This window comes from Alphaproteobacteria bacterium (assembly GCA_026400645.1).
Lineage (GTDB): Bacteria > Pseudomonadota > Alphaproteobacteria > Paracaedibacterales > CAIULA01 > JAPLOP01.
The window spans coordinates 1-24,025 of record JAPLOP010000019.1; the positions used below are offsets into that span (position 1 = coordinate 1).

The 24,025-nt window shown below is 45.1% G+C and carries 19 protein-coding genes; 13 read left to right on the top strand and 6 right to left on the bottom strand.

The window, feature by feature from the left end; all coding sequences use genetic code 11:
* Positions 1-243 precede the first annotated feature (243 nt).
* Together NTX76_02530 and NTX76_02535 are read left to right on the top strand one after the other, a co-directional pair.
* On the top strand, positions 244-1,272 hold the full coding sequence (locus tag NTX76_02530; protein MCX7338145.1) for an aspartate-semialdehyde dehydrogenase: 1,029 nt from the start codon (positions 244-246) through the stop codon (positions 1,270-1,272).
* Between the two features lie 71 nt (positions 1,273-1,343).
* Entirely contained in the window at positions 1,344-1,979 is a 636-nt protein-coding gene (locus tag NTX76_02535) for an ABC transporter substrate-binding protein (protein MCX7338146.1), read from the top strand.
* Here NTX76_02535 and rsmA read toward each other — a convergent pair.
* Together rsmA and NTX76_02545 are read right to left on the bottom strand one after the other, a co-directional pair.
* Positions 1,951-2,826, bottom strand: a complete 876-nt coding sequence (rsmA, locus tag NTX76_02540; protein ID MCX7338147.1) for a 16S rRNA (adenine(1518)-N(6)/adenine(1519)-N(6))-dimethyltransferase RsmA — start codon at positions 2,824-2,826, stop codon at positions 1,951-1,953. The genes NTX76_02535 and rsmA overlap by 29 nt on opposite strands.
* Positions 2,827-2,835: 9 nt before the next feature.
* Positions 2,836-4,194: a peptidylprolyl isomerase gene (locus NTX76_02545; GenBank protein ID MCX7338148.1), complete on the bottom strand. Its 1,359-nt coding sequence runs from the start codon at positions 4,192-4,194 to the stop codon at positions 2,836-2,838.
* 123 nt (positions 4,195-4,317) lie between these two features.
* Between NTX76_02545 and NTX76_02550 the strand changes: the two genes are divergently transcribed.
* Genes NTX76_02550 through lptD form a run of 3 tightly spaced genes read left to right on the top strand, consistent with a single transcriptional unit; the run spans position 4,318 to position 8,746 of the window.
* Entirely contained in the window at positions 4,318-5,418 is a 1,101-nt protein-coding gene (locus NTX76_02550) for an LptF/LptG family permease (GenBank protein MCX7338149.1), read from the top strand.
* Positions 5,415-6,521: an LptF/LptG family permease gene (locus tag NTX76_02555; GenBank protein ID MCX7338150.1), complete on the top strand. Its 1,107-nt coding sequence runs from the start codon at positions 5,415-5,417 to the stop codon at positions 6,519-6,521. Before NTX76_02550 ends, NTX76_02555 begins: the two co-directional genes overlap by 4 nt.
* A complete protein-coding gene (lptD, locus tag NTX76_02560; protein ID MCX7338151.1) occupies positions 6,521-8,746 on the top strand; it encodes an LPS assembly protein LptD in 2,226 nt (741 codons plus the stop codon). Before NTX76_02555 ends, lptD begins: the two co-directional genes overlap by 1 nt.
* A gap of 39 nt (positions 8,747-8,785) precedes the next feature.
* Here lptD and NTX76_02565 read toward each other — a convergent pair whose 3' ends face one another.
* Both NTX76_02565 and NTX76_02570 read right to left on the bottom strand, forming a co-directional pair.
* On the bottom strand, positions 8,786-10,267 hold the full coding sequence (locus NTX76_02565; GenBank protein ID MCX7338152.1) for a leucyl aminopeptidase: 1,482 nt from the start codon (positions 10,265-10,267) through the stop codon (positions 8,786-8,788).
* A gap of 260 nt (positions 10,268-10,527) precedes the next feature.
* Positions 10,528-11,574 (bottom strand): bifunctional UDP-4-keto-pentose/UDP-xylose synthase, encoded by a 1,047-nt coding sequence (locus tag NTX76_02570; protein ID MCX7338153.1) that lies wholly within the window; start codon positions 11,572-11,574, stop codon positions 10,528-10,530.
* A 182-nt stretch (positions 11,575-11,756) separates the two neighbouring features.
* On the opposite strand from NTX76_02570, the gene NTX76_02575 reads away from it, so the two are divergent.
* Complete coding sequence (locus NTX76_02575) at positions 11,757-13,241, top strand: MFS transporter (GenBank protein MCX7338154.1); 1,485 nt, start codon at positions 11,757-11,759, stop codon at positions 13,239-13,241.
* A 161-nt stretch (positions 13,242-13,402) separates the two neighbouring features.
* On the opposite strand, the gene ileS is transcribed toward NTX76_02575, so the two are convergent.
* Together ileS and NTX76_02585 are read right to left on the bottom strand one after the other, a co-directional pair.
* Positions 13,403-16,240, bottom strand: a complete 2,838-nt coding sequence (gene ileS / locus NTX76_02580) for an isoleucine--tRNA ligase (protein ID MCX7338155.1) — start codon at positions 16,238-16,240, stop codon at positions 13,403-13,405.
* A gap of 162 nt (positions 16,241-16,402) precedes the next feature.
* The gene (locus tag NTX76_02585; GenBank protein ID MCX7338156.1) at positions 16,403-17,434 is read right to left on the bottom strand and encodes an A/G-specific adenine glycosylase; all 1,032 of its coding nucleotides are present in this window, start codon (positions 17,432-17,434) and stop codon (positions 16,403-16,405) included.
* On the opposite strand from NTX76_02585, the gene NTX76_02590 reads away from it, so the two are divergent.
* From NTX76_02590 to NTX76_02620, 7 genes are all read left to right on the top strand, one after another.
* Positions 17,433-17,930, top strand: coding sequence for a DUF721 domain-containing protein (locus tag NTX76_02590; GenBank protein MCX7338157.1), 498 nt, complete (start codon positions 17,433-17,435; stop codon positions 17,928-17,930). The two genes, NTX76_02585 and NTX76_02590, sit on opposite strands and share 2 nt — an antisense overlap.
* A gap of 351 nt (positions 17,931-18,281) precedes the next feature.
* A complete protein-coding gene (locus tag NTX76_02595; protein MCX7338158.1) occupies positions 18,282-18,704 on the top strand; it encodes a type II toxin-antitoxin system VapC family toxin in 423 nt (140 codons plus the stop codon).
* 33 nt (positions 18,705-18,737) lie between these two features.
* A complete protein-coding gene (locus NTX76_02600; GenBank protein ID MCX7338159.1) occupies positions 18,738-19,088 on the top strand; it encodes a tRNA-binding protein in 351 nt (116 codons plus the stop codon).
* Positions 19,089-19,422: 334 nt separating this feature from the next.
* Positions 19,423-21,027, top strand: a complete 1,605-nt coding sequence (locus NTX76_02605) for an ABC-F family ATP-binding cassette domain-containing protein (protein MCX7338160.1) — start codon at positions 19,423-19,425, stop codon at positions 21,025-21,027.
* 71 nt (positions 21,028-21,098) lie between these two features.
* Entirely contained in the window at positions 21,099-21,968 is an 870-nt protein-coding gene (locus NTX76_02610) for an HlyD family efflux transporter periplasmic adaptor subunit (protein ID MCX7338161.1), read from the top strand.
* Positions 21,943-22,887, top strand: a complete 945-nt coding sequence (locus NTX76_02615) for an ABC transporter ATP-binding protein (protein ID MCX7338162.1) — start codon at positions 21,943-21,945, stop codon at positions 22,885-22,887. The genes NTX76_02610 and NTX76_02615 overlap by 26 nt, the downstream gene beginning before the upstream one ends.
* Positions 22,884-24,023 (top strand): ABC transporter permease, encoded by a 1,140-nt coding sequence (locus NTX76_02620; protein ID MCX7338163.1) that lies wholly within the window; start codon positions 22,884-22,886, stop codon positions 24,021-24,023. The genes NTX76_02615 and NTX76_02620 overlap by 4 nt, the downstream gene beginning before the upstream one ends.
* Positions 24,024-24,025 lie beyond the last annotated feature (2 nt).

The window sequence follows — 24,025 nt, forward strand, 5'->3', positions numbered from 1 at the left end:
TCCTGACGCAGAGTAATCTGACTGTAAGAACTATATGGGTGCTGTAATATGGATTACAAGAGAACAAAGCTTAAAGACAAGAGAATATTTGGCCTAAATTCAATTAGGTATTTAAAGTTTTAATAGAATTTTATGTATAAGCTTTTCACACGCCCCAAATTAACGATTGGAAAGCGGCCCAAGTATTGATACAGTAGCTCATAAAACGTGGTCAATTTTTCGTGGCGTAATAAATAAAAGAATATGAATAAAAAAGGGTCTGGTTATAAAATTGCTGTTGTTGGCGCAACGGGCAATGTTGGGCGTGTCATGTTGACCGTCTTGGCTGAACGGGGTTTTCCAGCACACAATATATGTGCGATTGCCTCGGACCGATCCGCCGGGGGGTCTGTGTCCTATGGGGATAACGATGTTCTGACCGTACAATCCCTTGCGTCGTTTGATTTCACCCAATGTCAGCTGGCGCTATTTTCGCCGGGCGGGGCAGTTTCTGCGGAATATGTACCAAAGGCAGCAGCAACGGGTTGCATCGTCATTGACAATACATCCCATTTCCGAATGGATGATGATATCCCCCTTATTGTGCCGGAGGTTAATCTTGCCAGCCTAAAAGATTTTCGCAAACGCCGCATTATTGCCAACCCAAATTGTTCGACCATTCAATTGGTTATGGCGTTAAAGCCGTTGCATGATATCGCGCCAATTAAAAGAGTCGTCGTATCAACCTATCAATCCGTATCAGGGGCCGGCAAAGAAGCCATGGACGAACTGTTCGACCAAAGCAAGGGGATTTTCATGAACACCTCTGTGCGTCCCCAAAAATTTACAAAGCCCATCGCATTCAATGTTATTCCAGTGATTGATCAGCTTATGGCCGATGGTTACACAAAAGAAGAATGGAAAATGTCTTCTGAGATTTGTAAAATCCTCGATCCCAAAATCCGCTTGACGGCGACATGTGTGCGCGTGCCTGTGTTTGTGGGTCATTCCATGGCCGCCACAATTGAATTTGAATCAGCAATCACCGAAAAAGAAGCGATCAAAAGCCTAAAGTCCGCAAAGGGAATAACAATCGTCGGCTGCCCCGGTGACGATATTTATTCAACCCCTGTGGATTGTGCCGGGGAGGATCCCGTCTATGTCAGTCGAATCCGACAAGATACAACGGTGCCCTTTGGGTTGTCTTTATGGATTGTGGCGGATAATCTGCGCAAGGGGGCGGCGTTAAATGCCGTTCAAATCGCCGAACATTTGATTCATGATTATTTATAGGGCTTTAATGAAGTATTAACGAATGGCAGCCATACTATAATTAAGCAACAGAAAAGACTTTGAGAAACACCATGGTATATTTTTTTTATAGACTATTATTTGTTATCGCCTTAACATCAACTGTTTCCTTTGCGGGTGGAAAAATTTCAAAACATGAACTACCAAGCCCACAGGAATCCATCGTCTTTATCAAGGGCCTGATTGACAAGGGAACGGTGGCCGTTAATAAAGAAAATGCAACCCAAGATGCCCTGGGTAGTATTTTAAAAGAAAACTTTGATGTGAACGAAATCGCACGATTTGCATTGGGTATTCATGTTCGTAAATTTTCCCCCGATCAGTTCGCAAGATTTAAGGACGTTTTTGAAAAGCGATTGGTCCAGGTTTATTCAACAAAGGATAAGATTGCCGCCTTTAAGGACAGCATTCCAACCGTTCTTGAATCATATGTTAAACAGGCGGATGGAACATTGATGGTCAAAAGCACCTTCCGAAAAAAAGAGGGGGGAGGCGAACCAGCAAAAGTGGATTGGAATGTCATCAAGATTATCGAGGGAACGGGATCCAGGCTGGCTGTCACCGATGTCCTTTTTGAAAACTTGAGCCAACGAATTGCCTTTAGAAGCGAATATGGAAGCCTTTTCACCGGCGAGGGAAAAGGTGATCCAGAGCGATTTATCAAGTTTCTTGCTGGCCAAGTTGGCTAGACGCATTCAGCAACGCAGCGGCCAGTTGACAGAATTGGGAAATCGTCAGATTTTCGGGGCGTTCGGTTGGGGCGATGCAGCAACCCTCCAAAACGTCCATCAGAATATCCTCTGAAAAGACTCCCCTTAGACTCCCGCGAAGCATTTTGCGACGCTGCGTAAACACGGCAGCCGTTATTTTTTCGATGAAGGGTAAAAGCGTTCTTTCATCCGCTGAAAGCACCTTTGGAACAAAATGCACAACGGACGAATGAACCTTTGGTGCTGGTATAAATGCTTGCGGCGGCAGATCAAATACTCTGTGCACGGTGCACAAATATTGACACAGTATCGACAGGCGACCATAATCCGATGTCCCGGGCATCGCTGTGATACGCAATGCAACCTCTCGTTGGAACATCAACGTCATCGATTGAATTTGCCCCAGGTCAGACAACCACTGCAACAAAAGCATCGTCCCCACATTATAGGGAAGGTTGGCAATAATCTTGATCGGGTTCGTTGATAGTTTCTGGGCCTTGACTTTTTTTGCATCGGAATTGATGATCGTTAAGCGATCGCCGTGAAGATCTATCAAACCCTGCAAGGCGGAAATACACTGCGAATCCCTTTCTATGGCAAAAAGATGATCTGGATTGGCATCTAAAATTGACCGCGTTAACCCACCAGGGCCGGGACCAACCTCGATCACATCGAACCCCTCCAACGGCAAAGCAACGGCCACAATCCGACGCGTAATCCCGGGATCCAAAAGGAAATTTTGACCCAGACTTTTTGACAGCCCCTTGTTGCCCAACAAACCATATTGATTAATGACTTGGGAAAGAGGGGGGAGATTTGTGTTCATTTTGATAATCTACCCGGCTGCCGCCACGCCTTTGATGGCGTCTTTTGGCCCAACAATCTGCGTCTTTTTTAAAGGGGTCGCCGGAACAGCAGACTGACCAATCCCCTTTTCATCTATGAATGCGACGCTCCTGAGCTTATTAAATTCACGGTTTGCCAGTTTGCTGAATTTTTCCTGCTCGAGCATGTCTTTGATTTCAAGGCGGGTTGGCAATTTGACGGCCGCCTCCTCACGCGAGCATACCATTGTCACAAGCATATGATCCTCTGTCCGGATGGGTTTTAAACACTGTCCCGGCTTTACCGTGTGGAAAAGGGCCTGCAACCCTTCAGGCATGGCGTTAAGCGGAGCCTTTGGAGATACCTCGCACCGATATCCAAATTCCTTTGCTTTTGCGCTTAACTTTTCGCAATTGCTGATCTTATGCAGTTCCTGGATATGCGCCTCGACACGTTGCTGGGTTTCTTCGGTAATCGGATCGCTGACCGGAATGTAAACCTGACGATAGCTGATTTTTGTTTCCCCATAGGATGCGGCCCCAGCCTTTCTGTGATCTTTCAAAAATACAATCTTGTATCCCATGCCAACCCGAACGGGTTCGGAAAAAGTCCCAACTGCCAGCTTTTCCACGGCCGTTTGAATGGCTGGATCAATCTTGCCTTTTACCAACCAACCAATATACCCCCCATTGATCGACGACGTGCTTTGGGAAAATTGGCGCGCCATAACCCGAAACGATGCCCCATTTTTCAATTGATCGTAAATTTTTCTTGTTTCCTTGAGGACTGAATTTTCCTGGTTCGCCTGATCAAGCCGTAAAAAGATTTCTAGGACTTCATATTGATCCTTGTCCTTATCTTGCTGTGCCTTATTCAGGGCATCATCAATATCTGCCTCTGTCACATGAACCATTCCTGTAAATGCATCACGGATTGCGCGGCTCCAGGCTATTTGTGCCCGCAGACGATCTTCTAGTGTTTTTATGGGGACGCCGCGCTGCTTAAACATTTCTGTCATTTGAGCAGCAGTCATATTATTGTCTTTTGAGATATTTTCCAGCGCATTTTGAATTTCAACATCCGCTACAATAATTTTTTGTTCTTTTGCTGTTTGCAATTGAATTCTTTCATCGACCAGGCTTTTTCTGATCTGCGGAGTAATTGAATCCCGGTTCTGGGGGGTGTTTTCCATCCCAGACGTCAACAGAACAAGACTGATTCTGTCGGCAATGTCTTGTGCTGTGATAACATCTTTATTCACAACAATGGCAATCTTTGCTGTATTATCAGACGAAGATTGCGAACCAGCATTCACAAAAGATACAATTGAAACAAACGCGACCGTATAGAAAGATATTTTTTTAAACATAACTCACTCAGAATAAAACTATTATGAAAGTTGACTGGTTCATCATTCCTATGTGACAATACCGCCAACCAATTACGATTATATATAACCTTTATTTAGATCACATTCCACAAAAACATGAGCATGTTATTTTTATATATCTTTAAAAAGATGGGTACGGTTATTTCATCCCTAACATTAATCTTGATGGGGGTCATTTGGCTGACGCAGTCGCTTCGTTTTATCGAGGTGATCGTTAACCACAATGTATCTTTTTTTGGATATTTCTCGCTCATTATTTTTTTAATACCGGATTTAATAGCAACAGTCTTGCCGATTTGTGTGCTCATTACCGGATTTTACGTTTTTTATAAAATGATTACAGAGCATGAACTACTGGCAATGCGCGCCTCTGGATTCAGTAACCGGCAGATTTCTTCGCCAATCATTTGTTTGGGAATTTTGGCGGCTAGCTTTATTTATCTGATCAACCTTTATATCATGCCCCTTTCGTTTCAAAAATTCCGGGATCAAGAACATCAGATCAGAAATCAATTTTCAACATCCATGATCCGCGAGGGGATGTTCAACCCCATTCGCGGCACCACTGTTTACGTGCGGGAACGAACCCCGCAAAATGAATTAAAGGGCATCTTAATTCATCACGAGGATAAAAAAGCATCCAAAGAAAAAACAGGGACAAGTTACACAGTGATTGCGGAATTAGGATCCATCAAACAAATGAATGGACGGCTGATCCTTCTTTTAAAAAAAGGGAATCGTCAGGAAAAAGATCCGACCACAGGCAAAATCACCTTTCTGTCCTTTGATACGTTCGCCTATGATATATCGGATGCGATCACCAACGCGGATCCGCGTTCTATAAAACCCTATGAATTATCGACCTTTCATCTTTTTAACCCTAAGGATACCGATGATCCCCTGCTTAGGGCTAGAATGCGCACAGAAGCCCACCAACGCCTGATCACGCCATTATTTGCCATCATTGATGCACTGATTGCCTGTTTTTTCATGTTAAGTGGGGCGGCCCTTCCACGTCGGCAGCAACGCCACAGGGTGGTTATGGGCATTGGGGCCACCATTCTGGTTTATGCTAGTGTTTACGGGACAGTGAATATGAGCACCCATCATCCAAAACTGATCTATCTATCCTATGCCCTGATGGCAGTATTCATTGCTGGACTTTTGGCCTTGCTACAAGATGGCTGGGAACGACGCACATGATTAACTATGTTTTTTCCACACTGAATCGATACTTTAGTCGGAATCTTTTGTTCTGGTTTTTTGTATGCCTGTCCGGGGTTTTAACGATCGTCGGAATATTCGAAGGGGTCGAACTTCTTCGCCGCACAATGGGCCGCCCCCATGTTGGTTTTTCAATCATCATGGAAATGATTTTGCTAAAGCTGCCAACGCATCTGCAAACCCTTTTACCGTTTATTATTTTTTTCTCCACCATCATGAGTTTTTGGAGGCTCAATCAAACACAAGAAATAACAGCAGCAAAAGCATCGGGTGTTTCTGTTTGGCAACTTGTTACAGGGGCCTGTGTTTTAACAACACTTCTGGGGCTTGTTCATTTGATTCTGGTCAACCCCCTTGCATCTGCAATGGCATCCCGGTGCGATTTTTTGGAAAATGCTGTTTTTAGGGCCACCAAAAGCGCCCTGTCTATTTCATCAGGTGGCCTTTGGCTTAGGGAAGCGGGGCCCCAAGACGGATCGAAAACCATTATAAGAACAGCAACTTTTGATCTAGAAAAAAATGAATTCCATCACGTAAGCTTTTATGAGTTTGACAATGAGGGTCAGTACAAAGGGCGATACGATGCGCCAATGGCAAAAATAATTGATGGGGCATGGGATATCGAAAGTGGAACATATTGGGACGAACACGATGTTGCGCATCCTGGTAACACCTTTAAAAGGTCAACCGATATATCGCTGGACAACATTAGAAACAATTACACCAAACCAGAAACCCTGTCCTTTTGGGAAATCCCCAGCTTTATCAATTCACTAGAGGCAACAGGATTATCATCAACGCGATACTTATTATATTGGCACAGCCAGATTGCCAAATTGGGGCAAATAATCGCCATGGTCCTTTTGGCTGCAACGTTTTGTTTGCACCCAACCCGATACCGCAATTCCTCCCGGTTAATTGGCATTGGCGTACTAAGTGCTTTTGTTATACATTTTACCAATGATATTGTTTATGCTTTCGGTATAGCAGAAAAATTACCCGTGCTTCTGGCTGTGTGGATTTCCCCCCTTGTCACGATCATGCTGAGTACGGCGTTTTTACTTCATACCGAGGATACGTGATGTTTGTTTGGGGTTTATTGATCGCTATAGTTCTTGGACCCAGCAATTTGTGCGCCCAACAGCATCCCCCTGCCCCCCTTCAACTAAAAGCAGACCAAATAACATATCAGGAAACACAATCAACAGTTACGGCAACCGGCCATGTGGTGGTTACCCAAAAAGTTTTTCCGAACGGATCACGTACCCTATATGCCGACGCAATTACCTACAACAAGGATGCAGACACGCTTTCGGCAAGTGGTAATGTGTACCTTGAAGAACCGTCTGGTGATATTTTAACGGCTGATTCCGTTTCCTTTAGCGATGATTTCAAAAAGGGCATGATGAAAGCGATGGAAATGATCACAAAGGATCGGGAATACCTATCTGCAGAAACGGGGAGTCGGGAAAATGGCAGCTTGTCAACGGCCGAGGAATCAGTTTATACCCCCTGTTCATTTTGTCGGACCAATAAAAAAACGTCCCCCTTTTGGCAAATACGGGCCGAAAAAGTCACTCATGATCAAAACAATCAAACCGTCACCTATAACAATGCGCGACTGGAAATAAAGGGTGTCCCTGTATTTTATACCCCGTATTTTTACCATCCCGATCCAACCGTCAAAAGGAAATCAGGAATCCTGACCCCCATCTATGGGTCGACAAGGGATCTGGGCGGAATAATCAGCCTGCCCGTTTATTACAGCATTGCCGGCAACCGCGATCTAACAATGACGCCAATTTTAACGTCAAAACAGGGACCCATTATCGTCAGCGAATATCGCCACCGATTCAGGGATGGCGAATCCAAACTGGCGGGAAGCTATACCCGCACGCATGGCCTACCCCTCAGTCAACCAATCCCCTTTAACGGTCCACGCGCACCAAAGCCGGACCGCTGGCATGTGGCTGGCATGGTCAATTATCATCAAAGCGATGAAAGACGACTGTTTTTGGATGTCAATCGGGCAAGCGATACAACGTATTTATCGCGGTATCCCATCACGCGTCAGACGCCGTCCTTTATGCAAAACAAAAACCTAACATCCACGGCCATGGTGGAACAGTTTTCTTGGAACAGTTATTTGGGGATAAGGGCGTTCGCCTTTCAAACAGATACGCCAAAAACGACGCCAATGGTCCTACCAAAGGCTGTCTATGCCACACAAGTGGAGCCAAAAAAGATTGGCGGAATTCTTAGAGTTGATGCGAATGTGCTGTCATTATCACGCGAGAATCCAATTCAACGACAAACAGGCAGTGAAATGCAACGCGTATCCCTTGGGGTTGATTGGAAATCACCGCACATCACATCGTCGGGGCAGCTTGTGACACCACGATTAACCATGCGAGGAGACGGTTACTTTGTGCGGAATTATCGTGATAAAAAAGAAAACGTCGTTGGGCGATTGCTGCCCCAGGCCAGCATTGATTGGCGCTATCCTTTGGTCAGGCGATTTGATCAAAACCAATGGGTGATGCAACCAATGGGCATGGTGGTCGCAAGTCCTTATTCGGCAAACAGAAAAAATATCCCTAACGAAGATTCAACATCCTTTGAGCTGGACGACACATCGCTTTTCCGGCCAAATCGTTATGGCGGCATTGATCGGGTGGATACCGGCTATCGTGGTGTTTATGGGCTGGACAACACCGTGCATTTCCCCGATCAAAAACTGATTAATGTGTTTGTTGGGCAAACAAAAAGATTGGATCATCATCAAGCCATCCCAACGGGCCTGGGGGAAGACAACGCTCAATCTGATTATATAGCTCGCCTTAAAATAAAGCCGATTTCATGGTTAACGGCCCGCTATAGAACGGCGATCAAACCCGCGAACGGCCATCCACGCTATTCGGAAATGGGGGTCAGCTTGGGTGATAAAAAACTACGCCTTGATACGGGGTATGTCTATCTAAACAAAGAAGCAACGCAAAAACATCAATCCGTGTCCCAGCTCAATTGGCAGGCCCGCGGTGAAATGACAGACAATTGGTCGCTATCATTTGCCCAGATTCGCAACCTTAAGCACAATCGTGGTGGCGCATCCCTTGCTAGCTTTGCATCGGCTTCGTATAAGAATGATTGTTTTCGTGTGGATTTTGGGATTTACAAAACCGGTTATTCAGACAGAGATATCAGACCCGATTCTGGATTTTTGGTGCAGTTAACATTCAAAAATCTGGGGTCATTCACCCCAAGCACAACCACGCAATATCCGGGATCGATGCTGACACATTTTTAGGCCGAACGTGTGTGCGTCGTCCGGCCCAAGGCAACAATCCTATCCCTCATAATGCTTTACTAAAAAGTCACTCAACAAACGCACACCAAAGCCGGTCGCACCCTTGTCACTAAGGGGTTTGTCCTTTTTATCCCAAGCAACACCAGCAATATCAAGATGGGCCCACGGAACATCATTAACGAACCGTTTCAAGAATTGCGCAGCCGTACTGCTGCCGGCTCCACGACCTGATCCCACATTTTTGACATCAGCAATATCGGAATCAATATCTTTGTCATAGGCATCCCCCAACGGAAGGCGCCAAACGCCCTCGCCAACAGATTGACCACTCATCGTTAATTTTTCAACCAAACTATCATCGTTGGAAAACAATCCCGCATATTCGTGACCCAGGGCAACGTGAACAGCACCCGTTAGTGTTGCCAAATCAATCATCGCTTGTGGTTTAAACCGATCCTGCGCGTACCACAAAGCATCAGCCAGGACCAAACGCCCCTCGGCATCGGTATTGACAACCTCAATCGTTTGACCAGACATAGATGTCACCACGTCTGCCGGACGTTGCGCCGAACCTGATGGCATATTTTCGGCCATTCCCATGATCCCAACGACGTTCACCTTGGCCTTGCGCAACGCTAAAGCTTTCAACAAACCCATCACAACCGCTGATCCACCCATGTCGTATTTCATGTCCTCCATATTATTGGATGGCTTTATGGAAATTCCACCAGAATCGAACGTGACCCCCTTGCCCACAAAGGCAATCGGCGCCTGGTCTTTTGGACCATTCATCCATTGCAAAACAATCAGCTGGGATTCGTTAACGCTGCCTTGGCCAACACCAAGCAAAGCATTCATCCCCAATTTCTGCATTTGTTTTTCGCCCAGGACCTCGACCTTGATTCCTAGTTTCTTGAGCTCGAGAGCACGTTCAGCCATAACAGCTGGATAAAGAACATTCGGTGGTTCCGATGTCAAATGACGCGTCAAAAACACACCCTCTGCTATGCTTTTAAGGGGCGCAAAGGTGGATTCGCTGATAGCAACATCCCCAGTAATGAACACGAGATCCTTTAGCAAGGACGTCTCTTTTTTCTTGGTTTTGTATTGATCAAATTTCCATGATCGCAAATATGCCCCGACGGCAATATGGGCGACGGCTTCCGATGGATTCATCATAGCCAAATCATGCAAATCAACAACAACCCGCGAATCCTGACATTTGCCAAGAATAGCCATTATTTTTGCGCCAATCTCTTGTAACACCTGGGGGGTTAATTTTTCCGCCTTGCCCAATCCAACCAAAATGACCTGATGATAATCAATGCCCGACGATGCCAGAATAGAAAGCGATTCTCCCTTTTTACCCGTAAACAACCCTTTGGATAGCGCCCGCGTTAAGGTTCCGCCTGCTTGTTGATCAAGCTGTTGCACTACCGCTGTCTGAATTTTTTCTTCAAAAACCCCCAGGATGATCGTTTCTTTGGATCCGGTGTTTTCTTTCAAGAATGAAATATGCATACAATAAACCCTTTTTTTAGAATTTTAATTTATAGTATTTCTCTTAATGGTTAATAGACAACAGAATGGCTCTCTGGATGGCCACGTCAGGCTTCGCCCTTCTCGCCATGACAACAATAACGTCATGGCGAGTGAGCAGAGCGAGCGTGGCCATCCAAAAACACATCTATTACACACAGAAAAACACTTTAGTGATCAGTGTATACCCAAAATCCACTGATTCCGAGCAAAAAATCCTGTCGCCTGTACCGGCAACAAACCTAATCTGCTGAATCTAATTCACCCATTGGGCGCCCCAAATGGTAATCCAGCGTCTTCATCAGGGATGCTTTTAATGGTGTTGTTGGGGACCAGCCTAATATTTCCTGTGCATTTTTGATGGATGGCACGCGCCTTAGGATATCCTGATAATAAACACCATAATGATCGCCCGATTGCACATCATTAACAATGACCTTGTCGGCGATTGCTTTATAGTCAGGATAGCCCTTGATCGAATCAATCAACAAATAAGCCAATTCCTTGATTGATACATCATTATCAGGATTTCCAATATTGAAAATTTGTCCACTTGCCTTGCCATCGACATTATCGATAATTTTTAACAACGCCGCAACACCATCATCGATATCGGTAAATGATCGTCGTTGTTGTCCGCCATCAACCAATTTAATTTCCCCAAGATAAAGGATGTCATGGATGAATTGTGTGACGACACGGGATGATCCTTCCTTTGGGGCATAGATGCTGTCCAGCTTTGGCCCCAGCCAGTTAAATGGCCTGAAAAGCGTATAATCCAACCCACTGTGCACGCCATAGGCATAGATAACACGATCGAGCAATTGCTTGGAGCATGAATAAATCCAGCGTTGCTTGTTGATTGGCCCCAACACAAAGTTTGACGATTCTTCGTTAAATTCTTCGTCCGGACACATCCCATAAACTTCGGATGTCGATGGAAAAATAACCCGCTTTTTATAGGTTACGCATTGGCGCACAATTTCCAGGTTGGCTTCGAAATCAAGTTCGAACACCCTCAATGGGTCGGTCACATACAACCCGGGCGTTGCAATTGCAACCAATGGCAAAACTGTGTCACATTTTTTGATGTGATATGCGATCCATTCTTTGTTGATGGTGATATCCCCCTCGACAAAATGAAAGCGCGGATTGCCAAGACTTCCGTCCAGCTTGTTGCTGTCCATATCCATTCCAAAAACTTCCCAGTCGGTTTTTTTAAGGATGGTTTCCGTTAAGGTGCTGCCGATAAAGCCATTAACACCAAGGATCAAAACTTTTTTAGACATTTAAATTCCTAATTTGTTGGAGACTACATGCCGCACCTCACGTTCGGCGTTGACAGATGATATCCTAAGATCTCTCATATTTCATCAAAATAAATAGGGGTCATTCTAAGGCAACGTAAATTTTGTTTGTTGATATAGTTTTGTTGAATAGCCTTTGAAAAATAACTTGCAAATAAAATAAAATGCGAGTAAAAGCTGAGACAACAACAGGAGGATGGCAGCGCGAATTATGGCGTCTTTCGCTGCTAAATCCCCATGACGAGTGCAACTGTCGAAATACGCTGCATAATGAACCACGAAAGGTGTTCGATGTGACTTCCGATTGCGATAACCACTATCAAGAAATGCAACCTCTTCCTGCCCCATTAAAGAAATCCATCGCTCTGGTGCTCATGGGCAATTTCATGGAATATTTTGACCTTATGCTGGGTGTGCACTTAGCTATCGTATTGAATAAAGTTTTTTTGCCACAAGATACCGGATACGAACATATCTTGCGACCAATGACGTTTCTTATGCCTTTGTGTGTGCAGCCTATTGGGGCATTGGTCTGGGGCTATGTTGGCGACAACTTCGGCAGAAAAATTGTGCTCATTACTACCATGATGTTTATGTCTGTTTGTTGTATTTTCTTGACCTTTATACCTACCTATGCCCAGTGGGGCATAATGTCAACCATATGCTTTTTTACTATTCGTTCGATTCAATCTATTATGACATCAGGGGAAAATGGATCTGCGGATGTCTATGTCGCAGAAATAGTGTCAGCGCCTAAAAGTTATTTTTTGGCAACAATTCTTGAATGCTCTTGTTCCCTTGGTGGGTTATTTGCGTGCCTTGTTGGTTCGTTGAGTTTGCTTATTGACCCAGTAGCTGGATGGAAGATAGCGTTTATAGTAGGGGGAACGATTGCTGTTTTGGGAGGTTATGCTCGAAAAGATTTAAAAGAAACACCTGAGTTTTTAAATTTTGCTTATACGAAACGGAACAAAGAAAAAGAAACCAACATCAATCAAACGTATGTGTTTAGAAATATTTTTGCTGAAGGATTGGCGCACACGTATGTAGGGATGTTTTTTTATGTACAATTCGCCTATCTACCATCGATATTAGAAAAACAGTTTGGGTGGAGCACTTCTAAAATTTTATTAAATAGCACCTGTCTTTTGTTGGGATCCATAGTTTGTGAAGTTGCTGTAGGTTTGCTTGCTCTAAAAATTGACCCAAGGAAAACACTAAAAACTCTCTACGCTTTAGGTATTGTCAGTTGCTTATTTTTTAGTACTCAATCATGGCTGTTGTCGTCTCCATCGAGTATAATTTTTACACAATCCTTTTTTTATATTTTTGCGGTAGGAATTGTTCCTGTTATACCTATCTTTATTAAATCATACCCATTAAAGCATCGCTTAAAATCTCATATGTGGGGTTTGGTTCTTGCTAAGATGGTGGCGCTTCTATTAACGGCATATGTTTGCGAGAAATTTGACAGCATTAACATCTTATTATTAGTAATGGCAGGTGCAGCCGGGGTGTCTTTAATAGGTGTGTACTTATTTAAGGCTTATGACGAGGGCATGACGAAAGAAGAAAGACAAAATTACCACCTAAGGAATGATATGATCCTTACAAAGGCTTATTCCAAATGGCAAAAAGAACATCATTGATCAGAAATGGATCTTAAGTAATCTGAGTTCGATATAAGACAATGGCATTCGGTTAGCATGAAATTCACATCAAACAGGACATTCCCCCGTCCTCCCGCGACTTGATCGCGGGAGGACGGGGTAATTCTTATAAACCGACAAGAAAAAGACGGGTATATACCCTATCCCTCCCCAATCGCATCCTCGCACCGATGGCATAAATCCGGATGGGGGCGTTCGGTCACCGCCCGTGAATTCGACATCGTCGCTTGCCCAACCTCTGGCAACACTCGCCAACAGCGTGGGCATTTCGCACCCTCTGCCAGGCTGGCTATGACACCAATATCCTCTAAATCATCCGCTGTAACGGCACTGGCTGGTGGCTGCGCAATCACCATTTTGGCCCCTGACGTGATTGATAATTCTGCCAAATCAACATCCAAAGATTCAAACAACGCAGCGACTTCGCTGGTTCCATAAACAACGACTTGGGCCTGCAAGCTGGATCCAATGGTTTTGGCTGACCGTTCCAATTCCAGCGTATTGGTGATGACCTTGCGGATCGTTCGAACTGTTTCCCACCGGTTGGCAAGATCAGCATCAAACCAATCATCCGGCAATTCAGGGAACAGTTGTTCATGGATGCTGGTCTTTTGGTCGCCCTTGTAATCATGCCAGGCTTCTTCGGCTGTAAAACTTAGAACCGGAGCCAACCAATGCACCAGACTTAGAAAGACATGATTCATAACAGTTCTGGTGGATCGTCGCTTTAGTGAATCCGGCGCATCACAATATAAACTATCCTTTCGGATATCGAAATAAAAGGCAGACAAATCCATCGCACAAAACGTGTGCAACGCTGTATAGAACGCGGAAAAATCGTAGTCAACAAGACACTGCTGATGCAGGGTTTCCAAATTCTTTAACTGATGCAGTATATATTTTTCGAGACTTGGAAGATCATCATGCGAAACCGTCTCGTCATCCGAATGTCCATTCAGGGCCCCCAACAAATACCGCAGGGTATTCCTAAGACGCCTGTAGATATCCTCCTGGTATTTCAAAATCTCTTTGCCGATACGCAAATCTTGAGTATAATCGGACCCAACAACCCAAAGGCGCAAAAGATCCGCCCCCAGGGTATTGACGATTTCATCCGGCGCGACCACGTTCCCGGATGATTTGGACATTTTGTATCCCTTTTCATCCAGAACGAATCCATGCGTCACAACCTGACGATAGGGGGCTTTCCCTGTAATTCCACACGATTCAATCAGGGACGATTGGAACCATCCGCGATGTTGGTCCGATCCCTCGAAATACAAATCAGCGGGCCATGTTAGGTTTGGTCGATCTTCTAAAACGAAATGGTGGGTACAGGCGCTATCAAACCAAACATCAACGATATCGCTAACCTTTTCGTAATCGTCGGCTTTGTATTTACTGCCAAGGAAGTAGGATGAATCATGGCGTTGCCAGGCCTCTATCCCCTCGTCAGCAATTGCCTGGACAATTCGGCCATTTACCGCAGGGTCACGCAGTGGCTCCCCCGTTTCATGATGAACAAACAATGCAATAGGCACGCCCCATGTCCGTTGACGCGACAAACACCAATCAGGGCGCTTTTCCACCATGCTCAGGATTCGGTTTTTGCCCTGTGCCGGGAACCATTCGACCCCATGAATCGCATCCACGGCTTTTTGTCGCACGGCATCAATATCAACAAACCATTGGGATGTTGCGCGGTAAATCAGCGGAGTTTTTGACCGCCATGAATGGGGGTAACTATGGGTGATTTTACCAGAATGCAACAGGGCGCCGACGTTCCGTAATTCTTCCAGAATCCTTGGGGCCACCTTGTATACATGATCACCAGCGAACAGGGGAACGTGGGCATAATACGTGCCATCCGCCTGAACTGTTGCCGGAACCTCTAGGCCATATGTTTGTCCCACACCAAAATCCTCGACACCGTGTCCGGGGGCTGTGTGAACCAAACCCGTACCCGAATCTGTTGTAACGTGGTCGCCTGGGATCAGGGGGACATCAAAATCATACCCATGGCCGCGCCATGGATGGGCGGAAATCGTCCCTGCAAGCTCGCCCCCCTTGACTGTGCCAATCGATGCGTAATTCTGAATACCCGTCTTGGTGACAAATTCCTGGACCAGGTCATGCGCAATCACAAAGCGTTTCCCGGCTGCAATCAGATCCGTTCCATCGATCACCTCGATCAGGGTGTATGTAAATTCTGGGCCATAAGCAATGCCCCGGTTACCCGGCAAGGTCCATGGCGTCGTCGTCCAAATAACCATGGATGCGCCCTCTAGCAATGGGATGGATGCTTTAACGATTTTGAACGCAACATAAATAGAATGGCTTGTGTGGTCACGATATTCGACCTCGGCCTCGGCCAGGGCTGTACCCTCGACCACCGACCATAAAACCGGTTTTAATCCCCGATATAACAAACCATTCATATGGAATTTCAGGATTTGTTCTGCAATCCGCGATTCTGTCTTTGGATCCATCGTTTTATAAGGATCGTCCCAATCAGCGATAATTCCCAGGCGCTTTAATTCTTCTTTTTGAACACCAATCCATTTTGATGCAAACGACCGGCATTCAGCCAGAAATTCTAGGACAGGAATCTCTTCTTTCTTTTTGCCGTGAGCGCGGTAATTTTCCTCGACCTTCCATTCAATGGGCAAACCGTGGCAATCCCATCCTGGAACCAATGGCGCATCGCACCCTTTCATCTGATAGGTTTTCGTTACGATATCTTTTAAGATATAGCTTAGCGCATGCCCAATATGGATATGCCCATTGGCATAAGGGGGGCCAAAGTGCAGAATGAATTTTTTCTTATTTTTGGCCGTATTCCGCAACCTTCTGTGCAGATCGATATCCTGCCAATATTTGATCAGTTCTGGTTCGCGCTTTGCCAGACCAGCCTTCATTGAAAAATTGGTCTTGGGCAAAAAAACAGTGTTTTTATAATCCAGGTTTTTGTGATCCATTGGTTTGTGACGGCGCCATACTATGTGAAAAGATATATCTTTTATAGGATATTCAGGCACCCGATAGCAATAAGAGTTGCGTTGGGGTTGAATGATTTTATTACAGGACACCCCGGATCAGGTCATGCCCTAGCATCAAACATAAATATGAGAAGAATTACTTTAAAACGTTTTGTAGGTAATTTTTATCTTGTTTGCAACTTTTTTCATGAGCGTGGGCAGCGCATAAGCAGACAAATCGGACAGGTCAGCCCAAATACCATCCGGGCAGCCATCCGATTTCCCCACCATTATATGTAGCGTTAAATGAAAATGGGTAAATGTATGCCTCACGACTTCGTCCAGGGTCTGCCACTGACCACCCAATTCACCCGATGGACATGCCCCATCCTCCCACGGCGTTGTTGGAAATCCCATCATTCCGCCCAGCAACCCTTTTTCTGGACGCCTTTCCAACAGGATGCGCCCGTGGTCATCCAGCATACAATAAACAATCCCAAATCGTTCTGGCTTTGGGGGTTTTTGGATTCGCCTTGGCAGATCAGCCGCGATGTCATCCTGAAAAGCCTTGCATATACCGACCAGTGGGCAATTCTGGCATAACGGTTGCCGCGGTTTACAAACAAGGGACCCCAAATCCATCAGGCTTTGCGCGAAATCGCCGGCCCGATCGAGGTGATCAAACAAGGATGCAACGCCCCACACCGCGTCTTTTAAGGCTGGAAGGGGGGTTTGTATGGCAAAAAGTCGTGAAAAAACACGGATCACGTTCCCATCCACGGGCACAATCGGATGATCAAATGCAATCGATGCAATGGCTGCCGCCGTATACGCGCCGACCCCGGGCAATTTCTGCAAAGCATCCGGATCCGACGGAATCCCCATCGCTGCCATTTGCTGCGCCGCCCTGTAAAGGTTACGCGCACGGCTGTAATACCCCAACCCCTGCCATTCCACCAAAACATCATCCAGTGTGTCGGCCGCTAAATCTTCGATCCTGGGCCAGCGATCTATAAACCGATTAAAATAATTGATTACCGTCCCAACCGTTGTTTGTTGTAACATGATTTCGCTTAGGTACACATGGTACGGATTTGGGGCGCACCCCGCGTTTGCACGCCATGGCAAAACACGCCGGTTTTGGTCATACCACTGCAGCAAACGAATTCGAATTTGATTCTGGATTGATATCATGAACAATGTACCCCCACCAACAGAACAAAAAAGACGATATGGATCCATGAAATCGGTTGGATCCTGCATTAAATCTGTTGTGCGGCCGGTTTGTCAACGATATGGATTTGTCAGCGTTAATATTATTTTGGATTGGCCAAAAATTGTTGGGGAGACGTTGGCGAATTCCTGCGAGGTCATTAAAATTGTTTTTGCGCCGAATACCCGGCAAAATGGGTGCGTACATTTACGGGCGACCAGTTCCATGGCAGCGACACTACCCTATTACGAGGCTTTGATTTTGGAAAAAATCAACCAATATTACGGGTACAAGGCCGCGACACAGCTTCGTATTTTTCATGGGTTTGTTCCAAAGGCGGTAACACCAGAAAAAAAGAAACCAGTTCTGGCAGAGGGTGACGTAAGATTGGTTGACAATGCAACATCACCCATCGATTACGAACCCTTAAGGGATGCCCTAAGGGGGCTTGGGGAACAGATTTATGGAAAAACATAAGAGCCATACCCCGGGAAATGATCGAGGCAAAAAGATAGAAAAACTTGCAGATTTACTATGAATGATATAACATGACCAGTGTGACTAGTTATAGAGAGGTAAAAAAATGCATGTGTGGCAAGTTCAAGAGGCAAAGGCGAAATTAACGCAATTTATCAATCAGGCGAAAGATACCCCCCAGATAATTTCTCGGCATGGGAAGTGTGAGATTATTGCGATGAGCCTCAGACAATATCATGACTTGATTTCATGCAAAAGGGATATTACATCGTTTTTTCGTGCTTCACCCCTTTGCGAAGTGACGACTTTTACAACAGACCGAGACACAACCTTAATGCGCGAAATTGATCTATGATTTATCTGCTCGATACAAATGTGATTTCCGAGATGATACGGCAACGCCCAGATGAAAATGTTCTTGCATGGTTAAGGCACATTGATATGTGTCATTTTTCACTCAGTGTTCTTTCCCTTGGAGAAATTAGAAAAGGCGTTGAAAAAATTGGCGATTCCTCAAAAAAACAAAGGATTATCCAGTGGCTTGAAATTGATCTTCCACGAGAATTTTTAGGCAGGATCATCCCCATCGATCAATGCGTGTCTGATAAATGGGGATATATAACTGCATTAAGCCCCATCCCAGCCATCGATGGATTGATTGCGGCTTCGGCACTTGTTCACAATCAAAAACTTGTGACACGTAATGTAAAAGATTTCAAAAATATTCCAGGGCTCGAAATTATTAATCCCTGGATGATTGAACCATCCGCATAAAACAGTTAACTGATTAATTGAGGAATTAGAAAAATGAGGAACGCCAAGGATCCACTATCCTATGATGATTTTGACCGTGTCGATTTGCGGTCGGGCACTATTGTAAAAGCAGAAGAATTCCCACGAGCAAAAAAACCCGCTTTCAAGGTTTGGGCAGATTTTGGTCCCACTATCGGCGTTTTGCAAACATCCGCCCAGGTAACCGCTCATTACACCCCAGAAACACTGGTCGGCCGGCAAATTGTGGGCTGCGTTAATTTGGGCGAAAAGAATATCGCGGGGTTTTTATCGCAATTCTTGCTTGTCGGATTTGCTGATGATAATGGCGCAATATGCTTGGTGACCGTTGATCCAAAAGTACCCAATGGTCAAAAGATGCATTGATATAAATAAAGAATTCTATACCCATTTCCAATGATTTCCTCCGCACGTCCTCCCGCGACCAATGATCAACCGGTGGCGCGGAATCCACATGGGGAAACCTATGGGTTTCCTGGTCAAGCCATGGGGTGACGGGAGGGTTGTTGCGGGAAATCAGGGAAAAGGGGCATATCCGTGCGATATATGAATTTTCTCCTTAAACAGAACAAATCTTACCATAGTTACTTATATGGGGCGATTTTTGACACTGTTTATGGTAAAAATTAAAAAACAAAAGAATTAATATTTTCATTCACCCCGAACATCGGTTTGATGCGGGCATCAGGAACACGTCACTATGTTAACGTTACACGATATAGTTTACCGAATCGGTGGCAGAGTCTTATTGGACGATGTTCGCCTTCAGCTGGCAGATGGTCAACGGGCTGGCCTTGTTGGTCGCAATGGGTGCGGGAAATCTACGCTCTTTAAAATTATCCTGGATGAAGTTCATGCCGATGGTGGCAAATCCGAAGTTTCAAAAGGCCAGAAAATTATCACCGTCAAACAAGAAGTCCCCGGGGGCGACCAAACGCCGTTGGAATTTTTGCTGGCATCCGATCAGGAAAGAAGTGATCTGTTTCATGCGATTGAAACGTGCCAGGATCCCAACAAGCTCGGGGATTATTATGAACGACTGATCCAGATTGATGCCTATAGTGCCGAAGCCCGCGCCAGCATTGTCCTGAAAGGTCTTGGCTTTTCTGAGGAGGAGCAAAACAGGGCCCTGTCGTCATTCTCGGGCGGATATCGTATGCGTGTGGCATTAGCGGCCGCCCTGTTTCAGCAACCTGATGTATTATTGCTCGACGAGCCAACAAACCATCTTGATTTGGAAGCAACGATTTGGTTAAAGGAATTTTTGAAAAGCTACCCCAACAGTTTGTTGATTATCAGTCATGATCGGGAATTAATGAATGACTGCGTGGATATTATTTTCCATTTACAGCAGGGGAAAATAACCCGATACGGTGGAAACTATGACACGTATATTCGAACCTATACGGAACAACAAATGTTTGCGGCGGCATTTAATGCGAAAGTCGATGCTCAACGCAAACATCTTCGGGCCTTTGTGGATCGTTTTAGTGCCGGGACACGGTCGAAACAGGCACAAAGTCGCGTCAAGGCGCTTGAAAAATTAAGCTCCATTTCGATAGTATCAGACGATCCAACGGTTCAACTGAATTTCCCGGCATCAGAGGAACTATCGCCGCCCATTATTCATTTCGAAAAAGTATCTTTGGGATATGGCGATAATATCGTCCTCAATCACCTAAGCGGCAACATAGCGCCGAATGATCGAATCGGGTTGTTGGGCGCCAATGGCAATGGTAAATCAACGTTCGCCAAGTTTTTGGCCGGTCGATTGCAACCGTTAACGGGTGTTTGTACGATGCATCCAAAGTTGCGCGTTGGATATTTCCATCAGCATCAGTTGGAGGATTTGGATCGATCAGCATCGGCCCTGCAGCAAACCAGTCGATTAATGGCAACCGCCAACGAAACACAGGTGCGATCCCATTTGGGACGTTTTGGATTTTCCCGGGACAAGGCCGAAGTCCGCATTGAAAGTTTATCTGGCGGAGAAAAAGCGCGGCTGGTTTTTGCCCTAATCACATTATCCAAGCCACACTTATTAATCCTGGACGAGCCAACAAACCATTTGGATATTGAAATGCGCGAATCATTGATGATGTCGATCAATGATTTCTCTGGCGCTGTGATTTTGATTGCCCATGATTGGCATTTGTTGAATCTAACCGTCGATCGCCTTTGGGTGGTCAAGGATCATTCCGTAACACCCTATACAAAATCATTAGAAGACTACCGCCAAGAATTATTGGGCAAAAAATCAGAGAGCAAAGAAAAAGGTCAGGGATCAAAGAAAAAAGGGAAATGATTGCTTAACCAAACCTTAATGTATTGCGCATACCATAAAGGATAAGGCCAACACAAACCCGCAGCATCCTCATGCCCAAGCTCACCTCTCGCAAACGATATGGGATTGCATCCCTCCTGTTCCTTGTCTTGGGGTACACTGCCTATTCCATCCATATCCACAAATCCCCTGCGAACACCTATCAAACGTACTATGGATATGTCGAGGGTGTTTTCATCAGGGTTAGTTCTCCTGTTGGAGGGATTTTGGAAACGTTAAAGGTCAAAGAAGGGGACCATGTTGATAAAAATGCACCCCTGGCTTTGCTCGAGAAAGCAAACGAAGACGCATCCGAAGGGGAGATTCTCTATCACATCAAGGAAGAAGAATCAAAACTTGCCTTCGCGCAAGAGGTTTTAAAAAGGCGGGAAATCCTGTCCCGGAATAAACAGGATTCTGTGGAGAATTACCAGGATGCAAAAGCATCCGCGGAGGGTAGCCAAGCCCGACTGGAGGCTTTACGCTATAGCCTCAAGAAAGCTCGGTGGGTTTTGAGCATGAAATCCATTAATGCTCCTTGTGCGTCCAAGGTTATTCAAAAACACTTTAACGAAGGGGAATACGTGGCCCCCGGATCGCCCGTATTAACCCTTTTCCCAAAAGACAGCTTGAAGGTTAAGTTTTTTGTATCGCTATCGAACCTTCCCCATATTCAGTACGGATCCGTGGTAGAGATTTCCTGCAGCGGCTATTCCACCCCCCTCAAGGGAGCTGTTTCATTTATTAGCCCAGAGGCTGAATACACACCACCCGTTCTGTACACCACAAAAGAACGGGAAAAGATGGTCTTTATGGTGGAGGTTAACGTCCGGGGCAACCCGTTGATATCAGGGTTAATTTTGATACCAAAGCTGTGGCGGCGGCAGCGTGAGTTTGATGATGCAAGAATTTTATCAAAATAACCAGCCCGCTATCAACCAGCCTGTCATTGAAATTCGATCCTTGAAGAAACATATCCCTCCCCATTTGGGGATTTCAATTGATCAGTTTTCAGTGAACAAAGGGGAGATGGTTGCCCTGCTAGGGCCCAATGGGTCCGGCAAGACAACATTCCTTCGGATGCTATGTGGCCTTGTTAAGGTTGATTCTGGAACGGGGATTTGCCTTGGATCCAATATCATAACGGATTCCCAGAAAATAAAGGCTTCTATTGGGTATATGACCCAAAAATTTAGCCTGTATGATGATTTGACAGTTGGCGAAAACATACGATTCATTTCTGATCTGTATGAATGCCGCTATAGCCGAAAGGAACTGGATCGCTATTTAGATGAATTTTCATTGCTGCATCGGAAAAATCAACTAACCAAACATTTGTCCGGGGGCTGGAAACAACGATTATCATTGGCCGCTTGCTTATCGCACCATCCGCAAATTCTGTTGCTGGATGAACCAACAGCTGGTGTTGATCTAGAGGCGCGGCATGAATTCTTGGCCCGCGTTCAGTCGCTGACCGATAAGGGGATAACGGTTATCCTGATAACCCATTATTTGGATGAACTGCGGTATTGTAATCGGATCGTCTATTTGAATGATGGAAAGATCGGCATTGATCAGGATATTCGCCCCTTTATTGATCAGGATATCTGGTCTGTGCACCCCCATGATCGGGATAACTGTGTTGCTGTGCTGGGTCAAGACAAAAGAATCAAGGGGATTGTTCCGGCTGCAGCCTCTTTATTTTTTGCGGCACACCCTGCCGATCATCAAAGGATCGTTATGGATCATAAGGATTTGGGGATTTTTTCCGAGGTTCCTTGTGGGCTGGAGGGGTTTTTGGGTAAGGTGTTGCTGGATCATAAAGGGAGAAATGGGGGATGAGTGGACTGTTTCCGAATTATGACAGGGTAAGATCGTTGGTCATTAAAGAATTTATTCAGATATGGCGGAATCCCGTTCTAATTTTTCTTTTGATCATATTGCCATTATTTCAAATTTTTCTTTATAGTTATGCCGTTAATCTTGACGTTAAAAATGCCCCAATAGCCGTCATTGATTACGACAAAAGCCCGTTCTCACGCGATTTCTTGCAATCCCTTCACGAGACAAATTATTTTTCTTTTGTTAAGGAAGCAGAAAATGAACAAGAAATCGAGGATCTTTTTAAAAGCAATAAAATAATTTTTTCTGTGACAATCCCGTCTGATTTTTCAAATCGATTGGTACGCCAACAAAGCCCGCAAATTTTGATTGAGGTAGATCAAAGCGATCCCTTGAATTCTGGAAACGCCACAGGTGCTGCCATAGCATTACGAAATATAGCATTTAAAACAGAATTAACGGGTCCTTTTTTAAAGCTCGAAAAAGAAACAGCCCCCTTTGAGGTTTTGATACATCCCCTTTTCAATCCAGAGGGCAGGACGCAGCCCTTTATTGTGCCAGGATTGATCGGGGCCCTTTTGGCCATGATCATTACCATATTGGCTGGATCCTCTATAGTTTCTGAAAAAGAATCCGGAACAATGGAAAATTTAATGATGACACCCTTAACATTTGCAGAGACTATATTAGGAAAACTTGTGCCAAATTTTATCATAGGGATGGTTCTTACGGTTTCCTTGCTGATCTCGACCGCCTATATTTTCAATATTCCCGTTCGTGGAAGCTACCTACTTGTCCTTCTTCTTTTATCCCTTTATACAGTCAACACTTTAATCATTGGTTTCTTGTTTTCCGTGATGGTAAAAAATCAAACGACGCTGGTGCAGATAAATGGGGCCTATATGATGCCATCCATGCTTTTATCCGGATTTTCTTTTCCCTTTTATGGCATGCCAGAATGGGCAAAACTTGTTGGGGAGGCATTGCCGTTGACGCATTTTTTGTTCGCCTTCAAAGCCATTCTTCATAAGGGATCTAGTTTTGGCCATATCTATCCCGACATCCTTTATCTTTGCGCATTTACAATGGTTACATTTTATGCCGCCATGAAATTCAACAAGCGTCATTTGCACTGAAT

Bases quoted from the DNA above. Each gene is read 5' to 3' on its own strand.
- NTX76_02585 (MCX7338156.1), bottom strand. From the start codon at position 17,434: ATGATATCAATCCAGAATCAAATTCGAATTCGTTTGCTGCAGTGGTAT.
- NTX76_02605 (MCX7338160.1), top strand. From the start codon at position 19,423: ATGTTAACGTTACACGATATAGTTTACCGAATCGGTGGCAGAGTCTTA.
- NTX76_02610 (MCX7338161.1), top strand. From the start codon at position 21,099: ATGCCCAAGCTCACCTCTCGCAAACGATATGGGATTGCATCCCTCCTG.
- NTX76_02555 (MCX7338150.1), top strand. From the start codon at position 5,415: ATGATTAACTATGTTTTTTCCACACTGAATCGATACTTTAGTCGGAAT.
- lptD (MCX7338151.1), top strand. From the start codon at position 6,521: ATGTTTGTTTGGGGTTTATTGATCGCTATAGTTCTTGGACCCAGCAAT.
- NTX76_02600 (MCX7338159.1), top strand. From the start codon at position 18,738: ATGAGGAACGCCAAGGATCCACTATCCTATGATGATTTTGACCGTGTC.
- NTX76_02595 (MCX7338158.1), top strand. From the start codon at position 18,282: ATGATTTATCTGCTCGATACAAATGTGATTTCCGAGATGATACGGCAA.
- NTX76_02565 (MCX7338152.1), bottom strand. From the start codon at position 10,267: ATGCATATTTCATTCTTGAAAGAAAACACCGGATCCAAAGAAACGATC.
- NTX76_02615 (MCX7338162.1), top strand. From the start codon at position 21,943: ATGATGCAAGAATTTTATCAAAATAACCAGCCCGCTATCAACCAGCCT.
- NTX76_02620 (MCX7338163.1), top strand. From the start codon at position 22,884: ATGAGTGGACTGTTTCCGAATTATGACAGGGTAAGATCGTTGGTCATT.
- NTX76_02535 (MCX7338146.1), top strand. From the start codon at position 1,344: ATGGTATATTTTTTTTATAGACTATTATTTGTTATCGCCTTAACATCA.
- NTX76_02590 (MCX7338157.1), top strand. From the start codon at position 17,433: ATGAACAATGTACCCCCACCAACAGAACAAAAAAGACGATATGGATCC.
- NTX76_02545 (MCX7338148.1), bottom strand. From the start codon at position 4,194: ATGTTTAAAAAAATATCTTTCTATACGGTCGCGTTTGTTTCAATTGTA.
- rsmA (MCX7338147.1), bottom strand. From the start codon at position 2,826: ATGAACACAAATCTCCCCCCTCTTTCCCAAGTCATTAATCAATATGGT.
- ileS (MCX7338155.1), bottom strand. From the start codon at position 16,240: ATGGATCACAAAAACCTGGATTATAAAAACACTGTTTTTTTGCCCAAG.
- NTX76_02550 (MCX7338149.1), top strand. From the start codon at position 4,318: ATGTTATTTTTATATATCTTTAAAAAGATGGGTACGGTTATTTCATCC.
- NTX76_02570 (MCX7338153.1), bottom strand. From the start codon at position 11,574: ATGTCTAAAAAAGTTTTGATCCTTGGTGTTAATGGCTTTATCGGCAGC.
- NTX76_02575 (MCX7338154.1), top strand. From the start codon at position 11,757: ATGCGAGTAAAAGCTGAGACAACAACAGGAGGATGGCAGCGCGAATTA.
- NTX76_02530 (MCX7338145.1), top strand. From the start codon at position 244: ATGAATAAAAAAGGGTCTGGTTATAAAATTGCTGTTGTTGGCGCAACG.